This is a genomic window from Mesorhizobium sp. M0587, from assembly GCF_040320945.1.
Lineage (GTDB): Bacteria > Pseudomonadota > Alphaproteobacteria > Rhizobiales > Rhizobiaceae > Mesorhizobium.
Genome location: NZ_JAMYQP010000034.1, coordinates 59,726 through 77,806, shown reverse-complemented (window position 1 = coordinate 77,806; position 18,081 = coordinate 59,726). Strand labels below are relative to the sequence as shown.

General features: G+C 64.6%; 17 protein-coding genes. 6 read left to right on the top strand and 11 right to left on the bottom strand.

Annotation, left to right across the window (positions count from 1 at the left end; genetic code table 11):
* Window positions 1–243: 243 nt before the first annotated feature.
* From NKI49_RS25540 to NKI49_RS25525, 4 genes are all read right to left on the bottom strand, one after another.
* Window positions 244–2,322 (bottom strand): hypothetical protein, encoded by a 2,079-nt coding sequence (locus tag NKI49_RS25540; protein WP_352605158.1) that lies wholly within the window; start codon window positions 2,320–2,322, stop codon window positions 244–246.
* Window positions 2,323–2,383: 61 nt separating this feature from the next.
* On the bottom strand, window positions 2,384–5,206 hold the full coding sequence (locus NKI49_RS25535; protein ID WP_352605160.1) for a DUF4159 domain-containing protein: 2,823 nt from the start codon (window positions 5,204–5,206) through the stop codon (window positions 2,384–2,386).
* Window positions 5,203–6,186, bottom strand: coding sequence for a DUF58 domain-containing protein (locus NKI49_RS25530; protein ID WP_352605162.1), 984 nt, complete (start codon window positions 6,184–6,186; stop codon window positions 5,203–5,205). Before NKI49_RS25530 ends, NKI49_RS25535 begins: the two co-directional genes overlap by 4 nt.
* A complete protein-coding gene (locus NKI49_RS25525) occupies window positions 6,186–7,190 on the bottom strand; it encodes an AAA family ATPase (RefSeq protein ID WP_352605164.1) in 1,005 nt (334 codons plus the stop codon). The genes NKI49_RS25530 and NKI49_RS25525 overlap by 1 nt, the downstream gene beginning before the upstream one ends.
* 156 nt (window positions 7,191–7,346) lie before the next feature.
* Here NKI49_RS25525 and NKI49_RS25520 point away from each other — a divergent pair, with 156 nt between their 5' ends.
* The 3 genes from NKI49_RS25520 to NKI49_RS25510 are packed head-to-tail and all read left to right on the top strand — an operon-like array spanning window position 7,347 to window position 9,867.
* A complete protein-coding gene (locus tag NKI49_RS25520; RefSeq protein WP_352605299.1) occupies window positions 7,347–7,976 on the top strand; it encodes a DUF1285 domain-containing protein in 630 nt (209 codons plus the stop codon).
* Window positions 7,976–8,608, top strand: coding sequence for a CoA pyrophosphatase (locus NKI49_RS25515; RefSeq protein WP_352605166.1), 633 nt, complete (start codon window positions 7,976–7,978; stop codon window positions 8,606–8,608). The genes NKI49_RS25520 and NKI49_RS25515 overlap by 1 nt, the downstream gene beginning before the upstream one ends.
* On the top strand, window positions 8,605–9,867 hold the full coding sequence (locus NKI49_RS25510) for a CCA tRNA nucleotidyltransferase (RefSeq protein WP_352605168.1): 1,263 nt from the start codon (window positions 8,605–8,607) through the stop codon (window positions 9,865–9,867). Before NKI49_RS25515 ends, NKI49_RS25510 begins: the two co-directional genes overlap by 4 nt.
* 65 nt (window positions 9,868–9,932) lie before the next feature.
* Here NKI49_RS25510 and NKI49_RS25505 read toward each other — a convergent pair whose 3' ends face one another.
* The 5 genes from NKI49_RS25505 to hemF form a co-directional block, all read right to left on the bottom strand.
* Complete coding sequence (locus tag NKI49_RS25505) at window positions 9,933–10,979, bottom strand: S8 family serine peptidase (RefSeq protein ID WP_352605170.1); 1,047 nt, start codon at window positions 10,977–10,979, stop codon at window positions 9,933–9,935.
* Window positions 10,980–10,995: 16 nt separating this feature from the next.
* Window positions 10,996–11,574, bottom strand: a complete 579-nt coding sequence (locus tag NKI49_RS25500; protein WP_352605172.1) for a hypothetical protein — start codon at window positions 11,572–11,574, stop codon at window positions 10,996–10,998.
* A gap of 120 nt (window positions 11,575–11,694) precedes the next feature.
* Window positions 11,695–11,937, bottom strand: coding sequence for a DUF1059 domain-containing protein (locus NKI49_RS25495; RefSeq protein ID WP_352695806.1), 243 nt, complete (start codon window positions 11,935–11,937; stop codon window positions 11,695–11,697).
* A gap of 259 nt (window positions 11,938–12,196) precedes the next feature.
* Window positions 12,197–12,460: a DUF1344 domain-containing protein gene (locus tag NKI49_RS25490; RefSeq protein ID WP_352605176.1), complete on the bottom strand. Its 264-nt coding sequence runs from the start codon at window positions 12,458–12,460 to the stop codon at window positions 12,197–12,199.
* Between the two features lie 308 nt (window positions 12,461–12,768).
* A complete protein-coding gene (gene hemF, locus NKI49_RS25485; protein ID WP_352605178.1) occupies window positions 12,769–13,683 on the bottom strand; it encodes an oxygen-dependent coproporphyrinogen oxidase in 915 nt (304 codons plus the stop codon).
* Between the two features lie 165 nt (window positions 13,684–13,848).
* On the opposite strand from hemF, the gene NKI49_RS25480 reads away from it, so the two are divergent.
* Window positions 13,849–14,106 carry a hypothetical protein gene (locus tag NKI49_RS25480; protein WP_027024452.1) on the top strand — a complete coding sequence of 86 codons (258 nt, stop codon included), beginning with the start codon at window positions 13,849–13,851 and terminating at the stop codon, window positions 14,104–14,106.
* 84 nt (window positions 14,107–14,190) lie between these two features.
* Here the strand turns inward: NKI49_RS25480 and soxR are convergent, their stop codons facing one another.
* Together soxR and NKI49_RS25470 are read right to left on the bottom strand one after the other, a co-directional pair.
* The gene (gene soxR, locus NKI49_RS25475; protein WP_352605180.1) at window positions 14,191–14,670 is read right to left on the bottom strand and encodes a redox-sensitive transcriptional activator SoxR; all 480 of its coding nucleotides are present in this window, start codon (window positions 14,668–14,670) and stop codon (window positions 14,191–14,193) included.
* Window positions 14,671–14,831: 161 nt separating this feature from the next.
* Window positions 14,832–15,290 carry a tRNA (cytidine(34)-2'-O)-methyltransferase gene (locus NKI49_RS25470; RefSeq protein WP_352605182.1) on the bottom strand — a complete coding sequence of 153 codons (459 nt, stop codon included), beginning with the start codon at window positions 15,288–15,290 and terminating at the stop codon, window positions 14,832–14,834.
* Between the two features lie 473 nt (window positions 15,291–15,763).
* Here NKI49_RS25470 and NKI49_RS25465 point away from each other — a divergent pair, with 473 nt between their 5' ends.
* Window positions 15,764–16,159 carry a hypothetical protein gene (locus NKI49_RS25465; RefSeq protein WP_352605184.1) on the top strand — a complete coding sequence of 132 codons (396 nt, stop codon included), beginning with the start codon at window positions 15,764–15,766 and terminating at the stop codon, window positions 16,157–16,159.
* 30 nt (window positions 16,160–16,189) lie between these two features.
* On the top strand, window positions 16,190–18,076 hold the full coding sequence (locus NKI49_RS25460) for an ABC transporter ATP-binding protein (protein ID WP_352605186.1): 1,887 nt from the start codon (window positions 16,190–16,192) through the stop codon (window positions 18,074–18,076).
* The last annotated feature ends 5 nt before the right edge of the window (window positions 18,077–18,081 follow it).

The following is an 18,081-nucleotide window of genomic DNA, read 5'->3' as shown; positions in this document are numbered from 1 at the left end:
CTGCTCAGGTGGCTGAAGGGTTTTTTGTCCCTCTTGATCGCTCTCTTCCAACTCCGGCCCAAGCCGGTCGCCGCTTAGAGCCCGGATTGTTCACGGTCGACTAATTCACTTACGCAGGTCGTGGAGATTGCCAATCACTTCAAGTTGGCGCTGCCCCTCATCCGCCTGCCCGTCCTCCCCAGCAGCTGCGCTGCAGAGGGTGGACCGGCACCTTCTCCCCGTATAGTGACGGGGAGAAGGGAGCTACCGTCCCTCGCGGTACCACATCGAACCCATTGCCAGGAGCAGCAGGCCGAGGCCGAGAAAGCCGCCGAACAGCGGCACGCGGGAAACGGCTTTTAAGACGCTGTCGTCGGTGGTGCGCAGGCCGATCCAGTCGCTGCCGGATGCCGCGCCGGCCGAGCGCACCGGCACGACGGAGGGCAGCGTCACGCCACTGCCAAGGGCAGAGGACGACGCCAGCCGCCGCACGCCGCCGCCGGTGGCTTCCGCAGGCGCTTTCAGCCGATTTTCGGTGGAGACGACATCGGCGAATTCCGGTGCGTTGACCGGTCCGACATGGGCGAGCGCGGTCAGGTCGCCATTGGCGACCTGGTAGAGGCCGATCTCGTTGGTTTCGACGCTGCCGAGGAAGACGCCGGGCTCGGATTTCTCCAGCCTGACGCTCAACGTCTTGCCGGAGGGGGTGATGATCTGGGCGGGGCCTGGATCGTCGGCCATGGTCTGGCGGCGGATCTCCAGCACCATGCCGCGGCCGTCGGCGGTCAGACGCTCTTCCTCGAGCTCGGGCTCCTTCATCAGCCAGTGGGCGATGCGCCGGTAGAGCTGGACGTGCGGGCCGCCCCCCTCGAAGCCGCGCGCCCACAGCCAGCCCTGGTCGGACAGGAGCATGCCGACGCGGCCTTCGCCCTTGTGGTCGAGCAGCAGCAGCGGCCGGTTGTCGGCGCCCTTCATCACCACCTCGCCTTCGGGGTTCTGCACGCCGATGGTGCGGAACCAGCGGCTCCAGTGCGGCGGCTCGGCGGCCGAACCGTCGAGCCCGCGTGTAACCGGGTGGCGCTGGCCGAGATCGGTGAGGCGCGGATAGAAGGCCTTGTCGACCACCTCGCCGGTCGGCATCGCCGGCAGGGCCGACATCAGCGGCGTGCGCGCGATCGAACTTTCGCCGGCATATTCGGGACCGGCGGCGATCAGCAACGCGCCGCCCTTTTCGACATATTCGGAGATGTAGTCGTAATAGAGGATCGGCAGCACGTCGCGGTGCTGGTAGCGGTCAAAAATGATGAGGTCGAAATCCTTGATCTTCTCGACGAACAGTTCGCGGGTCGGGAAGGCGATCAGCGACAATTCGTTGATCGGCGTACCGTCCTGTTTTTCCGGCGGCCGCAGAATGGTGAAATGGACGAGATCGACCGAGGCGTCGGATTTCAACAGGTTGCGCCAGGTGCGTTCGCCCGCATGCGGCTCGCCGGAGACGAGCAGCACACGCAAATTCTCACGGATACCGTCGATGAGCGCGATGGCGCGGTTGTTGGCATCGGTCAGTTCGCCCGGTTCGCGGTCGATGGCGAGTTCGACGATGTTTCGTCCGGCGCTGGGAATGGTCACCTGCAGCGGCATGGCCTGACCGACGGTGGCATGCTCGACGGCGAGCTGCTCACCATTTACCGAGACGCGCACGTCGACCGGGCCGGTCTCGTTCTCGGTCGAGATGACGCGATAGGTCATGTCGAGCGGCTTGCCGACGAGGCCAAAGCGCGGCGCGTGCTCGAAGCGGATGCGGCGGTCCTTTTCATGCTCGTTGCCGGTGATCAGCGCATGCATCGGGGCATTGAAGTCGGGCTTGCCGGCGGGCGCGTCATGCACCTCGCCATCGGTGATCATGATGGCGCCGCCGATGCGCGAGGGCGGCACGTCGCGAAGCGCCCCCTCAAGCGCGCCGAACAGCCGGGTTTCGGTACGCTCCTCGGCGGCTTGGGCCTTGCCGGCCTCGACGACGCGCACGTCGAATTGCTTGAAGCGGCCGAGACGCTGCTGCAGCCCGGCCAGCGCTTCGTCGGTCTGCTTGGTGCGCTCGCCGATGTCCTGGCTCTGGCTGCGGTCGACGACGAGGGCGACGACGCTTTTCAGCGGCTCGCGTTCTTCGTTGAGAAACACTGGATTGAACAGGGCGGCGGCGAGCGCCAGCAGGGCCACCAGACGCAGGACGCCGCCACGCTGGCGAAACCACAGGCCGACAAGCGCAAGCAGCGCCAGCGGCACCAGCACCAAAGCCAGCAATGGCCAGGAAATCAGCGGCTCGAAGGAGATCGACCAGTTCATGCCTTAGCCTCTCCTTGCAGGGAGGGGTTGATCCGCGGAGCGCGCAAGAAAGAGCGTCATCCTATTGCCCCAGCCGTTCGAGCAATATGGGGACGTGCACCTGATCGGATTTGTAGTTGCCGGTCAGCATGTACATCATGATGTTGACGCCGGCGCGCAATGCGTAGATCCGCTGCATCGGGTCGGCCGGCACCGTCGGCAGCAGCGCGTCGCCGTTCTCGTCGACCGCCCAGGCGCCGGCGAAATCATTGGCGGTGATCATGATCGGCGAGACGCCGTCGCCGGTGCGCACCGGGCGGTTGTCGGCGTTGCTGGCATCGAGCGACGCCTCGACCCAGAGCGGGCTGCCGGCGAAGCGGCCGGGGAATTCGGGCAGGATGAAGAAGGACTTGGTCAGCACGTGGTCTGACGGCACCGGCTCCAGCGGCGGCACGTTGAGATCGCCGAGGATGTCGCGCAGCCGCTCGGTCGCTGGACTGGTCGAATCGGCGCCGATGCCGTTGGCGAACTGGTCGCGCGTGTCGAACAGCACCGTGCCGCCTTGCTGCATATAGGCATCGATGCGGGCGATCGCGGCCTGGCTCGGCATCGCCGCAGCTGGGTCGATCGGCCAATAGATCAGCGGATAGAACGACAGTTCGTCCTTCGAGATGTCGACGCCGGCGGGCGCGCCCGGCTCCAGGGCGGTCTTTTCGATCAGGAAGCGGGTCAGGCCCTCGAGGCCGGCGCGGCTGATCGAATCGTCCCCCGGCACGCCGGTCAGCACATAGGCGATGCGGGTCTTCGAAATCGCCTCGATTGCCACTTCGTCGCCCGGCTTGGCATCGTCGGCACGGGCCGGATCGGCATGGCCGAACGGTGCACCGAGCGCAATCAGGATCGCGGCGGTGGTGGCCACCGCGCCGGCACGGCGCGGCCGGCGCGAAAACAGGCCGCCCATCCACAACACCGCCAGCGTGTCGAGCAGCATCAGCACAAGGGCGGCCGCGACCAGCGCGCCTTTCAGGTTGCGCGATTCATCGAAGGCATACTGGATCGTGGTGACCGGAACGGCAATCTGCGGGCGCGCCAGCGGCGCAAGCGTGCTGGCGGCATCGAGCAGATTGTGGGCGAAGACGCCGGTTTCGGAGCCGTAGAGGCCGGGTGGGTTCTCGAAAGTCACCGGCAGCGCGCCTGCGCTCGGCACAAGCGGCCGCGCATCCGGCGTCGGCGGCACCAGCGAGCCGTCCGCCGCGATCATGCGATAGGGCGCCAGCGAGGTGGCGGCGGCTTCGGCGCCGGCGATCGCAGCGCCCTGGTTGCGCGACAGCTGCACGACGCGGCGCAGCATCTCGACGAAGCTGCCCGAAATCGGCAGGTTCGACCAAGTCGCCTCGGGGGTGACGTGGAACAGCACCAGCGTACCCTTGCCCTTTTTCAAGCCGGTGACCAGCGGCGTGCCGTCGGCGAGGGCCGCCCATGTGCGTTCGACGATGTCGGGCGTCGGTTCGGCCAGAACCTGCCTGCTCACCGTGACTTCGCTGGGCGGAGCTAGGTCGGCGAAGGGGCCGGCCTTGGGGAATTCGGTGACCGGCTGCGGCGAAGTCCATGACAACGCGCCGCCGAGCGAACGCTCGCCGGTCCGCAGGCGGACCGGCAGCAGGTCGTCGTCGTTGCTGGCGGCGGCCAACCGCGATCCGGCGAAACGCACCAGCGTGCCGCCATTGTCGACCCAGTCGACCAGCCTCTGCCGGACCTGTGCGGGAATGGTGCCGATGTCGGCCATGACGATCATCGCCGGCTTCTGGTCGAGGATTTGCGGGATGGAGTCGGCGAGATCGGCGCTCGATGGTTCGACAAGATCGGCGAAGGGCTGCAAAGCGCGCCTGATGTAGTAGAGCGGCGACAGAAGCGGCTGCGCCTGGTCGGCCTCGGCCTGCGACAGCAGCCCGACGCGGCGGCGCTTGGAGCTTTCGTCCAGCACGCGCACGGCGCCGGCCTGGCGCTCGCCATCGAGCGCGATCGAAGAGAAGTCGTTGCGCAGTTCGAACGGCACCGCCATGGTGCCGGTGGCGGTGGTTTCGCCAGGCGCGAAGGTCAGCGTCGCATCGGCGATGCGGCGGCCCTTGTCGTCGAAGGCGCCGGCGGTGACCTGCGCCGGGGCTGGGTCGCCCGGTGCGCGGATGGCAGTCAGCGCAAAGCCATCGACCTGGTTGTCGGCGGCCGTCAGCCCGGTCAGCGACAGCCGGTCGGCCACCGCCCAGACGACGCGGGCGGCATTTTTTGACAAAAGCGTGTTGAAGGCGGCCTCGTCGCCCTTCGCCGCCAGGCCATCGGCCAGCACGGCGACGCTAGCGCCAGGCAGGGTTTCAAGCGCACCGGCGACGCGCGCATAGACCGCGGGCCGATCGGTCGGGATCGGCCGCGGTTTGGCGGCGCGCAGCCGATTGAGTGCCGCGGCGGCATCGAAGGGGCCGATCTCCGCATTGGGCTTTTCGGCGGTGAAGGCGATGATGACCGGCACGCCGTTCGAGCCGGCGTCGTTGATCAGCCGCTCGGCGGTGGCGACGCGCTTGTCCCAGTCGGCGGCACTTGCCCAGTCATTGTCGACGACCAGCGCCAGGGCCGCGCCCTCGGCCGGCAGTTTTTCGCGCGGGTTGAAGACCGGTTCGGCAAGCGCGGCGACGATAAGGGCCGCCATCAGCAACCTCAGCAGCGTCAGCCACCACGGGCTCTGCTGCGGCGTCTCCTCGCGCTTCAGCACCCGCGCCAGTATCCTCAGCGGCGGGAAGATCTCGGTCTGCGGCCTTGGCGGCGTCAGCCGCAACAGCCACCAGATCACCGGCAGCGCCAACAGGCCCCACAGCACCATGGGAGCGCCAAAGGAGAGCGGCAGCCAGCTCATGCGACGGCCTTCCCGGCAGAACCGCCACCAGCGATTAGCCCGGCATGACCTCCGGTTAGCCCGGCATGACCTCCGGTCAGCCCGGCATAGCCGCCATCGGCGGTCATCGCCATGTGCAGGCGCACCAGGGCCTCGGAAGCCAGCCTATCGGTGTGGTTGACGGTAAAGCTCCAGCCGAGCCGCTTGCACCAGCCGGCCAGTTCCTGGCGACGGGCGGCGTAGAGCAGGCGATACTCATCGCCCAGCATTTCGGCACGGCCGGCGGTAAGCTTGTCGCCGGTTTCGGGATCGGTGAACTCGGTACGGCCGGCATAGGGGAAGGTTTCCTCGGCCGGGTCGGCGACCTCGATCAAATGCGCGCGCGCGCCGTGGCGGGCGAGCACGTCGAGCCAGGCCATGGTTTCGTCCACGGGGTCGAGGAAATCGCTGACGACGACGATGTCGCAGAAGCGCCTGATATCGGACAAATCGGGTTTCGCCGGCAACTCGCCGGCATGCATGAGCTGGGCGGCGATACGCTCGGCGCCGTTGCGGGCGGTGAACGGATCGGTCAGCCCCGGCCAGGCGATGCGCTCGCCGCTGCGCGACAGAAGCTCGGCCATGGCCAATGCCAGCACCAGTGCGCGCGATTGCTTGGAAACGCTGGCGCCTGTCGACTTGTAGAGCATGGACGGCGAGGGATCGGCCCACAGCCAAACCGTATGGGCGGCTTCCCATTCGCGGTCGCGCACATAGGTATGGTCGTCGCGGGCCGAGCGGCGCCAGTCGATGCGCGAGGAATCACCTTCGACATAGGGCCGGAACTGCCAGAAATTCTCGCCGATGCCGCGCTTGCGGCGGCCATGCCAGCCGGCGATCACCGTGTTGACGATACGGCGCGCCTCGACCAGCAGGTCGGGTACAAGCGAGGCCCGCAACCGGCCGCGGGCGAGCGCGTCACGCGTCGCCGCCGGTGCCTGAACCTCGCCGATGCGCGCCATCAAATCCCTTTCACGAGCTTTGCCACCACGTCGCGCACGCTGGTGCCCTCGGCGCGGGCCGCAAAAGTCAGCGCCATGCGGTGTTGCAGCACCGGCTCGGCCAGCGCACGCACGTCGTCGACCGAGGGCGCAAGCCGCCCGTCGTAGAGCGCACGCGCCCTGGTGCACAGCATCAGCGCCTGGCTGGCGCGGGGGCCTGGCCCCCAGGCGACATGCTTGTCGGTCTCGGCGTTGCCCTGGCCGGGACGCGCCGAGCGCACAAGCGCCAGGATCGCCCCGACGACGCTTTCGGGCACCGGCATGCGGCGGATCAAGGTCTGGATCTCCTTCAGCCGAACCGGCAACAGCGCGTTCTGGGCCTTCGCATCCTCGACGCCGGTGGTTTCCAGGAGAATACGGCGCTCGGCCTCGATCTCGGGGTAGAGAATGTCGACCTGCATCAGGAAGCGGTCGAGCTGGGCCTCGGGCAGCGGGTAGGTACCTTCCTGCTCCAGCGGATTCTGCGTTGCCAGCACATGGAAGGGCGCCGGCAAATCATGGCGCACACCGGCGATCGTGACATGGTACTCCTGCATCGCCTGCAGCAGCGCCGACTGGGTGCGCGGCGAGGCACGGTTGATTTCGTCGGCCATCAGAAGCTGGGCGAAGATCGGCCCGGAAATGAAGCGGAAGGAGCGCTTGCCAGCCTCGTCCTGCTCCATCACCTCGGAGCCAAGGATGTCGGACGGCATCAGGTCCGGCGTGAACTGGATGCGGCGCGAGTCGAGGCCGAGCACGACGCCCAGCGTCTCGACCAGCTTGGTCTTGGCGAGACCCGGCACGCCCACCAGAAGCGCATGGCCGCCCGCCAGTAGCGCCACCAGCGTGCGTTCGACGACACTCTCCTGGCCGAAGATGACCCGGCCGACGCCGTCGCGGATCCTGGAAATGTCGGCCAGCGCCTTCTCGGCCTCGGCGATCATGTCCTTTTCGCTGATCGGGCTTTCCTTGACCATCACGCTCATGCCGCATCGATCCCTTTGGTTGGAAATACCATGGTTGGAATACCGGCCGGCACCATACCATGGGTTGCCGCGATTCGGCCTCGCATGGCGCCTATGTTGGAATTTAAATCACAGACTTAGGCTGACAAGCGGAACAACAGTGACTATTTCGTGACCATGGCGGGACCCTTCGAACATCGCGAACAAAGCCTTACGGGCGCCACCGAGGCGCGCGGGCTCGAGGCGTTGATCTCGCGCGCGGCGCGAGCCGGCAAGGGCGCGGCGCCGGTCGAGCGCTGGAATCCGGACTTCTGCGGCGATCTCGACATGGAAATCAAGGCTGACGGCACCTGGTTCTACCTGGGAACGCCGATCGGCCGCATGCCCCTGGTGCAGCTTTTCTCCTCCGTGCTGCGCAAGGACGCGGACGGCAGGACCTATCTGGTGACGCCGGTGGAAAAGGTCGGTATCCGCGTCGCCGATGCGCCCTTCATCGCCGTCGAAATGGACGTTTCGGGCCGCGGCGACGGGCAGATCGTCACTTTCCGCACCAATGTCGGCGATGTGGTCGAGGTCGGACCGGAGCGGCCGCTGCGCTTCGTCGACGAGAACGAGACCGGCGGGTTGAAGCCCTATGTCCTGGTGCGTGGCCGGCTGGAGGCGCTGGTGGCGCGGCCGGTCATGTACGAACTGGTCGGGCATGGCGAGGAAATCGCGATCGGCGGCAAGACGATGTTTGCCGTACGCTCCAGGGGCGCGGTTTTCCCGATCATGCCGGCGGACCAATTGAAGCGGCTGAGTGCGTGATGGACCAGATGTCGCCGGCGCCGTTTTCGTCAGCGGATTTTCGCGCGCGCTTCGCGGCGCAGCCGGATGCGCATGCCGGCGACGATTATGGCGACCATCGTTTCAATCCCGGTCACCCGCGCCTCAACCAGACAAAGGCGCTGCGCAATGCCGCGGTGCTGATCCCGGTGGTCGATCACGAAGGCGATGCGACGGTTCTATTGACCAAGCGGGCCGAAAGGCTGCGCAGCCATTCGGGGCAGGTGGCTTTTCCCGGCGGCACCATCGATCCGACCGATGCCAGCCCGGAAGCGGCGGCACTGCGCGAGACCTTCGAGGAGATCGGCCTTGGCGGCGATCGTATCGAGATCATCGGCCGCATGCCCGATTATGTCGCCGGCAGCGGTTACCGCATCGCGCCGGTGCTTGCCATCGTGCGGCCCGGTTTTGAGCTGACGATCAACGCCGACGAGGTCGACGCCGCCTTCGAAGTGCCGCTGCGCTTCCTGATGGATCCGGCCAATCACAAGCGCGACAGTCGCATGTGGAACGATCTCGAATGGTTCTTCTACGACATGCCTTACGGCGACCGGCGCATCTGGGGCGTCACCGCCGGCATCATCCGCACGCTCTATGAAAGGCTTTATGCGTGAGTGTCTCGATCGCGGGCAGGGCCGACTGGCTCACCGACAAGCACCTGCAGCGCCTGCTCGCCGCACTCAGCGAGGGCGGCGAAGAGGCGCGCGTCGCGGGCGGCGCCGTGCGCAACACGCTGATGGACCAACCGGTCGCCGATATCGACGTCGCCACCACGTGCCTGCCTGAGGAAACCATCCGCCGTGCCGAGGCAGCGGGGTTCAAGGCGGTGCCGACCGGCATCGAGCATGGCACGATAACCGTGGTCGCCGGCGGCAAGCCGCACGAGGTCACCACCTTGCGCGCCGATATCGAGACCGATGGCCGCCGCGCCAAGGTGTCGTTCGGGCGCGACTGGAAGCTCGACGCCGAGCGGCGCGATTTCACCATCAATGCGCTCTATGCCGAAGCCGACGGCGGGGTTGTGGACCTGGTCGGCGGCGTCGCCGACATCGAGGCGCGCCGGCTGCGCTTCATCGGCGATCCGGAAGCGCGCATCCGCGAGGATTATCTGCGCATCCTGCGTTTCTTCCGTTTCTTCGCCTGGTATGGCGAGGGCCGGCCGGACGCCGAGGGGCTGAAGGCCTGCGCCCGTCTGAAAGACGGCATGGTCCAGCTCTCGGCCGAGCGTGTCTGGTCTGAATTGAGGAAGCTTTTCTCGGCCCCGGATCCATCGCGGGCGCTGCTGTGGATGCGCCAGGCCGGCGTTTTGACCAGCGCGCTGCCGGAAAGCGAAAAGTGGGGCATCGATGCGATCCATGGGCTGACCAAGGCCGAGAAAGATCTGGGCTGGACGCCGGATCCGTTGCTCAGGCTGGAAGCGATCGTGCCGCCGGACGTGGGGCGCATGAAGACTCTCGCCGACAGGCTGAGGCTGTCGACGGGGAATGCCGACCGCCTGCGCCACTGGGCGCTTACCGTCGCTGTCGGGCCGAAGACGACCGAGGGCGAACTTGCGAAAAGGCTCTATCGCGGCGACCGCCAAGGGTTTGTCGACCGTCTGCGGCTGTCGCTCGCCGCAGCGCGGGTGCGCGCAGTCGAGGACAATGAGGCGCTGCTTGAAGCCGGCGGTTTTTCGCGGCTGCTCGCCTTTGCGCTCAAATGGGAAAAACCATTGTTTCCGCTGAAAGGTGCCGATCTGACCGCGCTCGGCGCGAAGCCAGGGCCGAAGCTTGGCGAGATTCTCAAAAACCTCGAGGCGGAATGGGTCGAGGCGGGGTTTGCGCCTGATCGCGGCGCGTTGCTCGAACGCGCCGCGAAGGCACTTGAAACCTAGAGCGGTTCACCGTTTCACGGAAACGCCGAGCCGTTCCAAACATCATCGGGCGAGACGCTGCCCGCCTATCTGATTGCTACGGGAGCCAAGGCGCGTGAAAGGCTTGCTTCGCCTTTGCCGTAGACGGAGGCGCTGTAGTTGACGAGCGTATCGGTGCGAGCCGTGTTGAGCAGATCGTTGGTGATCTGGGTCGGCGTAGCTTTGGTGAATTTGCTGCCTATTATCGCTGCATATCCTGAAATGATCGGTGCGGCGAAGGAGGTGCCATAAAGGCCTGTCTTGCTTCCATCCACGCCAACCACGAGGAAGTGGCTTTGCACGAGCGGGTTGGAGCCAGCATAGTTGGAGTACCAGGCAAGCTGGGCCGGGGTTGCCGTTGTGCCATTCGTTGCCAGCGCGCCGACGAAGATCGCCGACGCTTTGCCGACCAGGGCCATGTCGAGATAGTCCTGCTGGCCGTTCGTGATACCGCCGACGGCAATCGAATCGTTACCGGCTGCCTTGGAAACAACGGCTGATCCTTTGGTGGCATAGGAGATGATCGAAGCTTCCTCCGCGCTCCATCCGATCTGGTTTACGCTATAGCCCTGGGCTGCATACATGCCGTAGCTGAGGTTGAGCACGTTCAGACCGTTCGCCAGGTTGACGGCTGTGCCGCTTGTGAAGTCCTTCGACCTGATCGTCGCCGAAGGTGCGATCATGCCGGCTTCCTCACGGGTCCATTCGCCGTGCCGTTGGTATTGCACCCCAATGCCGAAATTGCCGGAGAAGCGCGACGAACTGCTGAAGTCGTCGATGACGGTAATCGTGACGCCCTTGCCCTTGTATCCCGCGGCCCATGCAGCGCCAACGTCGGGGCTCATCCATCCTTGCACGGCTTGCGTGCGTGCGGCCGGGATCGTTGCGCTCATACATATGGAGCGGCCGCCATGGCACAGTGCGGCCATCTCGTCCGCATTGGGTGCCTCCTGTGCCGACGCGATCGGCGCCGACAGGATGGCGAAAGCCATGGCGATACCGAATTTCAAGTGACTAGCTGACATGTTCTTACTCCGGTCAAACAAGAACTGGGACAGACGATCGCGAACTTCGGGGCGACATGATTTTTTCATCTGCGGATCCCGGCGATCAGAACGTAACACGGTAGTTCAGCCAGAGGTGCTGGCTCTCCGGTTTAGCGTTAACCAGATATTTCAAGGTTTCCTCAGGCGCCATCTCGCTGGCGGCGAGCCGGCAGTTGACGCTGTAGCTGCCCAAATCTCCGTAATCGGCCTGGCAGGATTTTTCGGTGAGATTGCCCCCGATGGTGGTGGTGAGCGCCACGGAAAGAGTGCTGTTCGGGCTCGGATGCACCTGAGTGAGGAAACCAAGCTTCAGGCTGGGCTCGATCCGATACTTCTCGCCTTCTTCTCCGGTCCCAAATCCCCAGAGGACACCGGTATTCTCCGTGATCTGGGTCAGCAACTCCACGTGCATATCGACCCAGTTTGCATGATACCATTGGTCGAAAGATACCTGGCTTCCGTTCTGCAATTCATAACCGCCGGCGCCTAGGCCTCTCGCGCGGTCGCTGAGCGGCGAGCCCTGATGGATGTCGACCAGCGATGTCGTCATTTCCTGGGCATTCGCCGGAGATGCCCCAAGGTGCGCGCAAAGCAGCAGCACCGTCGTGCGCAAACTCACTCGACTACTGGACTTTTCGCGCATGCGCGAAACACCTCGCCCCACCGATCCCGGATCAGTGCCTGGTGGCGACGGGCTGCTTGGCAGCCCACTGTAGTCCGGAGTTATCCGTCCGACAGTCGCAGGGTTCGGTTACCGCCGCGTTTATTTTAGCTGAGATGAATACATTTTTCGATCGAGAACGGCGCGACGCGGCAAAGTATATTCCGCGTCGCGGGCCTTCTCGATGCGCGAGCGGATTGCCTCGATCATCGTCTCGCGGATGGTCGTCTCGCCGTGCGTCTCGCGCATGTGCTCGACGGCACGGCGCATCACTTCGGCTTCCTCCTCGGCACGGGTGTGCCAGTCACAGCCGGGAACGAGCGAGCCGCAGTGAAATTCCTTCATGGGGTTTCTCCTCTTCATCCGCGGAGCCAGGTCGAGGCTCCTTTTTCCTCCGTGGAGCCCGTCGGGGCTCCGGCACTTTCTTGGCTCATGGTCCGATCTCCACTGGGAAGCCGGATCGCGAGCGGGGCGAGCAGCATAACACAGATGGGGCGGCATCGGTTGCCGTCAACGGTAAGAAGGCGGAGCAGCGCTGCTCCGCCTTCTTCACGCTTACCCAACGCAGGACCAGACATCGCGTCGTCCTGCTCGGGCGATCAGGTCATCGCTTCACGATCTTGACTGCTTCGGCTACCTTGTTCTTGCCGCTCATGTCCCATGAGACCCTGACCTTTTCACCGGCCTTCAGGCCAGGATCCTTGAAGGTTTTGGGAAGCGTAAAGGAAGATCCGTTGTCGAGCACAAGGCTCATCGCGGCTGGGTCGAAGGTCTTGATGGTACCGGTGGTGTGCTTGACAGCGGCGAATGCCACCGAGCCGGATGCGAGAACGGCAGCCGCGGCGATCGAAACAATGATCTTGCGCATTGGGAGTACTCCTGGAAAGCGCGGGCATCCTTTTTCAATGGGGTGTCCCGCAGGTCCTGGGCCGTCCGGTCGCGTCGGGTCGCGGCTCGCTTTTCGAGGCAATTTCGAACGGAAAAACGTTGCACGCTTTTCCTGGAATTGCTCGAGCGAACCGCCGGCGCTTCCCGACCCGGCCCGACAGATAGGCCAGCCTTTTCAAACGCCTATTAGACGAAAAAGAAATCCTCGGAGGCGCCGCGCGCCACATTCCGCGCCCATTTCGGCCGAATGGGACATCAATGCGGCTTCACATCGCGCTCACCATTATTTTACGGCCAGCAAACCTCGGGCGGTAGGCTGGACAGGATCGACGCGACATTGCCGCCGGTCTTCAGCCCGAAGATGGTGCCGCGATCGTAAAGCAGGTTGAATTCGACATAGCGGCCGCGGCGGATGAGCTGTTCGTCGCGGTCGCTGTCGGTCCAGTTCTCGTTGAAGCTGGCGCGCACGAGGTGACCATAGACGACGAGGAATGCCCGTCCGACATCCTGGACGAAATTGAAATCGGCATTCCAGCCGCCTCTGTCCTCGCCTGAATGCAGCCAGTCGAAAAAGATGCCGCCGGTGCCGCGCGGCTCGTTGCGGTGCGGCAGATAGAAATACTCGTCGCACCAGGCCTTGTATTTCGGGTAATCGGCGACGCCGGCGTTCTTCTCGCAGGCGAACTGCATGGCCCGATGGAAGGCGATGGTATCGGGGTCGTCCTCGGTCCGGCGGCGGTCGAGCACCGGCGTCAGGTCAGCGCCGCCGCCGAACCACTGGCGCGAGGTGACGACCATGCGCGTGTTCATGTGCACCGCCGGAACGTTGGGGTTCCAGGGATGCGCGATCAGCGAAATGCCGGATGCCCAGAAGCGCGGGTCTTCCTCTGCGCCGGGCATCTGCTTCCTGAATTCGGGTGAGAACTCGCCATGGACGGTCGAAGTGTGGACGCCGACCTTCTCGAAGACGCGGCCGTGCATCATCGACATGGTGCCGCCGCCGCCCTTGCCTTGATCACGCTCCCAAGGCGTCTTGTCGAAACGGCCTGGCGACCACGAGGCCAGCGGGCCCTGGAGGTCCTGCTCGATCTGCTCGAAAGCGGCGCAGATGCGTTCGCGTAGCGCCTCGAACCACAGGCGCGCCTTCATCTTCTTCTGTTCGATGTCGGCGGGCAGGCCAGCCGGTATTTCAGGTCGTTCCAAGTGCCGTCTCCGGTTGCTGGCGGCGAGTCCCACAAATGACTCGTCTTTTGCCGGCGCGATCCCTAATCTCTTAAGGGCAAGGGTCAAGTCACTTTGGTTTTGCGCATGATCCTTTCCGAAACTCGGTTCCGATTTCGGGGTCATGCGCCTGCAAGGAGTTGTTTCGTGCGCACCCCGGCGCGACCGCCGCTGGACGGCCTCAAGAAAAGGCTCGACCAAAGCCGGGCCGAGCGCTCGCGCATGCCGCGCGACGGTTTCCTGCGCGAGACCTTCGTCCTGCCGCGCTCCGATGCGCGCCTGAAAGCCAAGGAATGGTTCGAGCGATTCCCGAAGCAAGCCTATTGGACCGAGATCGAAAGCTGGTTCGAGCGGCCGGGCGATTTGATCGAGTTCACCATCAGGCGGTTGCCGGCAGCGGACTAGGTTTTCTCGCCCCGTTTACCGGGAGAGAATGCCGGCAGGCAGGTGCAAGGGGCAGCGCGAACATTTCGATGCCGGCGCAGCCCCTCATCCGCCTTCGGCACCTTCTCCCCGTGAACGGGGAGAAGGAAGAACAAGCCTCCGCGCGCCCGTTCCTTCGCTTGCCAGCCTGTCATCCTTGTTGCGCAGCGGGCATTTGTCGATCGACATGCAGCCGCAGCCGATGCAGTCGGTCAGCCCGTCGCGCAGTTTCTTCAACCGGGCGATCTTGTGATCGAGCTCGTCGCGCCAGGCGGTCGAAAGCAGGCTCCAGTCGTCGCGCGTCGGCGTGCGGCCCTCGGGCAGGGATGCCAATGCTTCGCCGATCTCGGCCAGCGAGATGCCGACCTCCTGCGCGACCTTGATGATCGCCACCCGCCTCAGCACGTCGCGGCCGTAACGGCGCTGGTTGCCCGACGTGCGGTGGCTGCGGATCAGCCCGCGCGCTTCGTAGAAATGCAACGCCGACACCGCGACGCCGCTGCGCATGGCCACCTGGCCGACCGTCAATTCCGTTACGCGAACCATTTCTCACTTTTCCGCTTGACCTCAAGTTAAGTTGAGCTTGTAGCCAAGAAGTGTCGATTGGGCAAATGCAGGAGAAGGCGATGTGCGCCTGGGTGAGAATGGCCGGTGAAACCGCTGTCGTCGGCGACGGAAAGAACGATGTTGTCGATGGCCCGCGGATCCTAGCCGAGCTGGCGGATGGCTTCGCCCGCCACCATGGCGACGGAGAGCGCGACATTGATGCTGCGCGCGGCACCTTGCATGGGGATGGTCAGCCGCGCATCCGCCGCCTGGTGGACAGAATCCGGCACGCCTGCGGATTCGCGGCCGAACAGGAGTATGTCGCCACCGGCGAAGGTGAAGCTCGTATAGGCGGTCGCGGCTTTGGTCGACAGCAGCACCAGCCGGCGCGTCCCAGTCTTGCGCCAATCCTCGAAGGCGTTCCAGTCGACATGGCGGGTCAGCGCGGCCATTTCGAGGTAATCCATGCCCGCTCGCCTGAGCGCTTTGTCGGAGAGCGGAAAGCCGGCCGGCTCGATGATGTCGACGCCAAGGCCGAGGCAGGCTGCGAAGCGCAGGATTGTGCCGGTATTGCCGGCGATGTCAGGCTGGTAGAGCGCGATGCGGAGACAAGAGTTCATTTCCGCCTTCTAATAAGTGGCAGATCGGCCACAGCGGCCTCGCCGTTTTGGAAATTCCCGGGCCTGCGGGTGGCCATTTTTTGCGAAGTCAGGTATATTCCGGCCATTGTCAACCCGAACCGATGGAGGGGGAATTCATGATGACCATGCACATCCAGCGCCCCTCTTGGGGCCTTGCGCGCTCCATGGCGGTTTCGGTACGACGATTGTCCTGACTCTCTAAGACTTGATCGCACCGATTCCCGCCGAAACGTTTTTTCGGCTCTCGAAGGAATCCTGCGATGTTTTTCAAAAAGTCAAAAGGGCTGAACGCCCCGCCTGAACGTGTCCGGACCGATGCTCGCCATCGTGTGCAGACCGAAGCGTATCGTCGTTTCTCGACCGACACCGACGCAATCCGTGCCTCCGGCCGAATGCCGGCGGACGATGTTGCCTCGCCTTTTCATCTTTATTTTCATACGGAGGATGGACCGTTGTTCGATCCCTACAGAATACCTGGCTCCAGGAGCCTGCATATTCACCGGCTGCCGACCTGGGCGCTGCTGATCGGCGAAACCTATTCGTCGGCGGTTCATGCCGAAGTTCGCCGCCGGCCGCATCGCGGCATGCTGCCGGACGTCGATTTCTCGCGCGCGGTTCCGGACCCCGGCCGGCCGTCGCTGGTGCGCCGGATCGTCCGGCTGATCCGGCCGGCCCGGAAGAACCGGGCTGGCGGCAACGTGCCGTCAGGATCGACGAACGCGCCTGTCGGCGAAAAGCCCGCGAACCCCTATATTGCGCGAAGCAGGGCCGACGGTCCGGATGATTCCGGGCCGTCGGCCCTCGGCGCCGTGCAGTCCGGGGACTTCGTACGTCGCCAAGCCGCGTGAGCGGAAAAACAGATTTTGTGAGCACGACCTATGTTGTTGTTTAGCTGGTTTGAGAGAAAGCTCGATCCGTTCCCCGCAGCGGAACCGGTCGAGCCGCCCAGGACGCTTGTCGCCTTCTGCCTGCATTACACCCGTGGTGCGTGGCCCTACATCCTTGTCGACGCGGTGCTGGTGACGGCCATCGCCATCGCGGAAGTGTGGATGTTCGGCTTCCTCGGCCGCATCGTCGACTGGCTGTCGGGACAGAATCGCGAAACCTTCCTGCAGACGGAAGCCTGGAAGCTCGCCGGCATGGCTTTCATCGTGCTGTTCGCGCTGCCCGGCACGGTATGGCTTCATTCGCTGCTCAACCAGCAGACGCTGATGGGCAACTATCCCATGCGCATCCGCTGGCAGGTGCATCGCTACCTGCTCAAACAATCGATGAGCTTCTATCAGGACGAATTCGCCGGCCGCATCGCCACCAAGCTGATGCAGACGGCGCTCGCCGTGCGCGAATGCGTCATCAAGGTGATCGACGTCCTGAACTACGTCATCGTCTATTTCCTCGGCATGCTGTTCATCGTCGGTTCTGCTGACTGGCGGCTGGCGGCTCCGCTCGGCGTCTGGCTGATCGGTTACATCCTCTTACTGCGGTATTTCATTCCTCGGCTCGGCAAGGTCGGCGAGGAGCAGGCCAATGCGCGCTCGACCATGACCGGCCGCGTCGTCGACAGCTACACCAACATCCAGACGGTCAAGCTGTTCAGCCATGGGCGCCGCGAGGCCTCCTTTGCCAAGGAGGGCATGGCCGGCTTCCTCGACACGGTCTACCGGTCGATGCGGCTGGTGACCGTGCTTTTCGGCTCGCTCTACATACTGAACGCGCTGCTGCTGTTCTCGGTCACGGCAATGTCGCTGTGGCTTTGGCTCGGGCAAGCGGTGTCGATCGGCGCGGTTGCCGTGGTCATCGGCCTGGTGCTCAGGATGTGGGGCATGTCGCAATGGATCATGTGGGAAATGTCCGGCCTGTTCGAGAACATCGGCACGGTGCAGGACGGCATCGCCTCGATCTCGCTGCCGCGCCTGGTCGAGGACAGGCCTGAGGCCAAGGACATCGCCGTTTCCCGGGGTGAGATCCGCTTCGAGGATATCCGCTTCCATTATGGCAAGCAGAAAGGCGTGATCGAGGGCCTGTCGCTGGCGGTGAAGCCGGGCGAGAAGGTCGGCATCGTCGGCCGCTCTGGCGCCGGCAAGTCGACGCTGGTCAACCTGCTGTTGCGCTTCTATGACCTCGAAGCAGGGCGGATCCTGATCGACGGCCAGGAGATCGCGGCGGTGAAGCAGGATTCGCTGCGCGCCCAGATCGGCATGGTCACGCAGGATACCTCGCTGCTGCATCGTTCGGTGCGCGACAACATTCTCTATGGCCGGCCCGATGCCAGCGACGAGATGCTTGTCGAGGCGGCACGGCGCGCCGAGGCGCTGGACTTCATCGGCGCGCTTTCGGACCACAGCGGCCGCAAGGGATTCGACGCTCATGTCGGCGATCGCGGCGTCAAATTGTCCGGCGGCCAACGGCAACGCATCGCCATTGCCCGCGTTATGCTGAAGGACGCGCCGATCCTCATTCTCGACGAGGCGACGTCCGCGCTCGATTCCGAAGCCGAGGCGGCCATCCAGGAGAACCTCTACAAGCTCATGCAAGGCAAGACCGTCATCGCCATTGCGCACCGGCTGTCGACCATCGCGGCGATGGACAGGCTGGTGGTGATGGACAAGGGCCGCGTCATAGAGGAAGGCTCGCACGAGGAACTCGTCGCCAAGGGCGGGCTCTACGCGCAGCTGTGGCAACGCCAGTCGGGCGGCTTCCTGCTCGACGACGGCCCGGTCGAGGCGGCCAATGATCCACTCGCAAAGGGGCAAGCCGCAGAATGATGGCC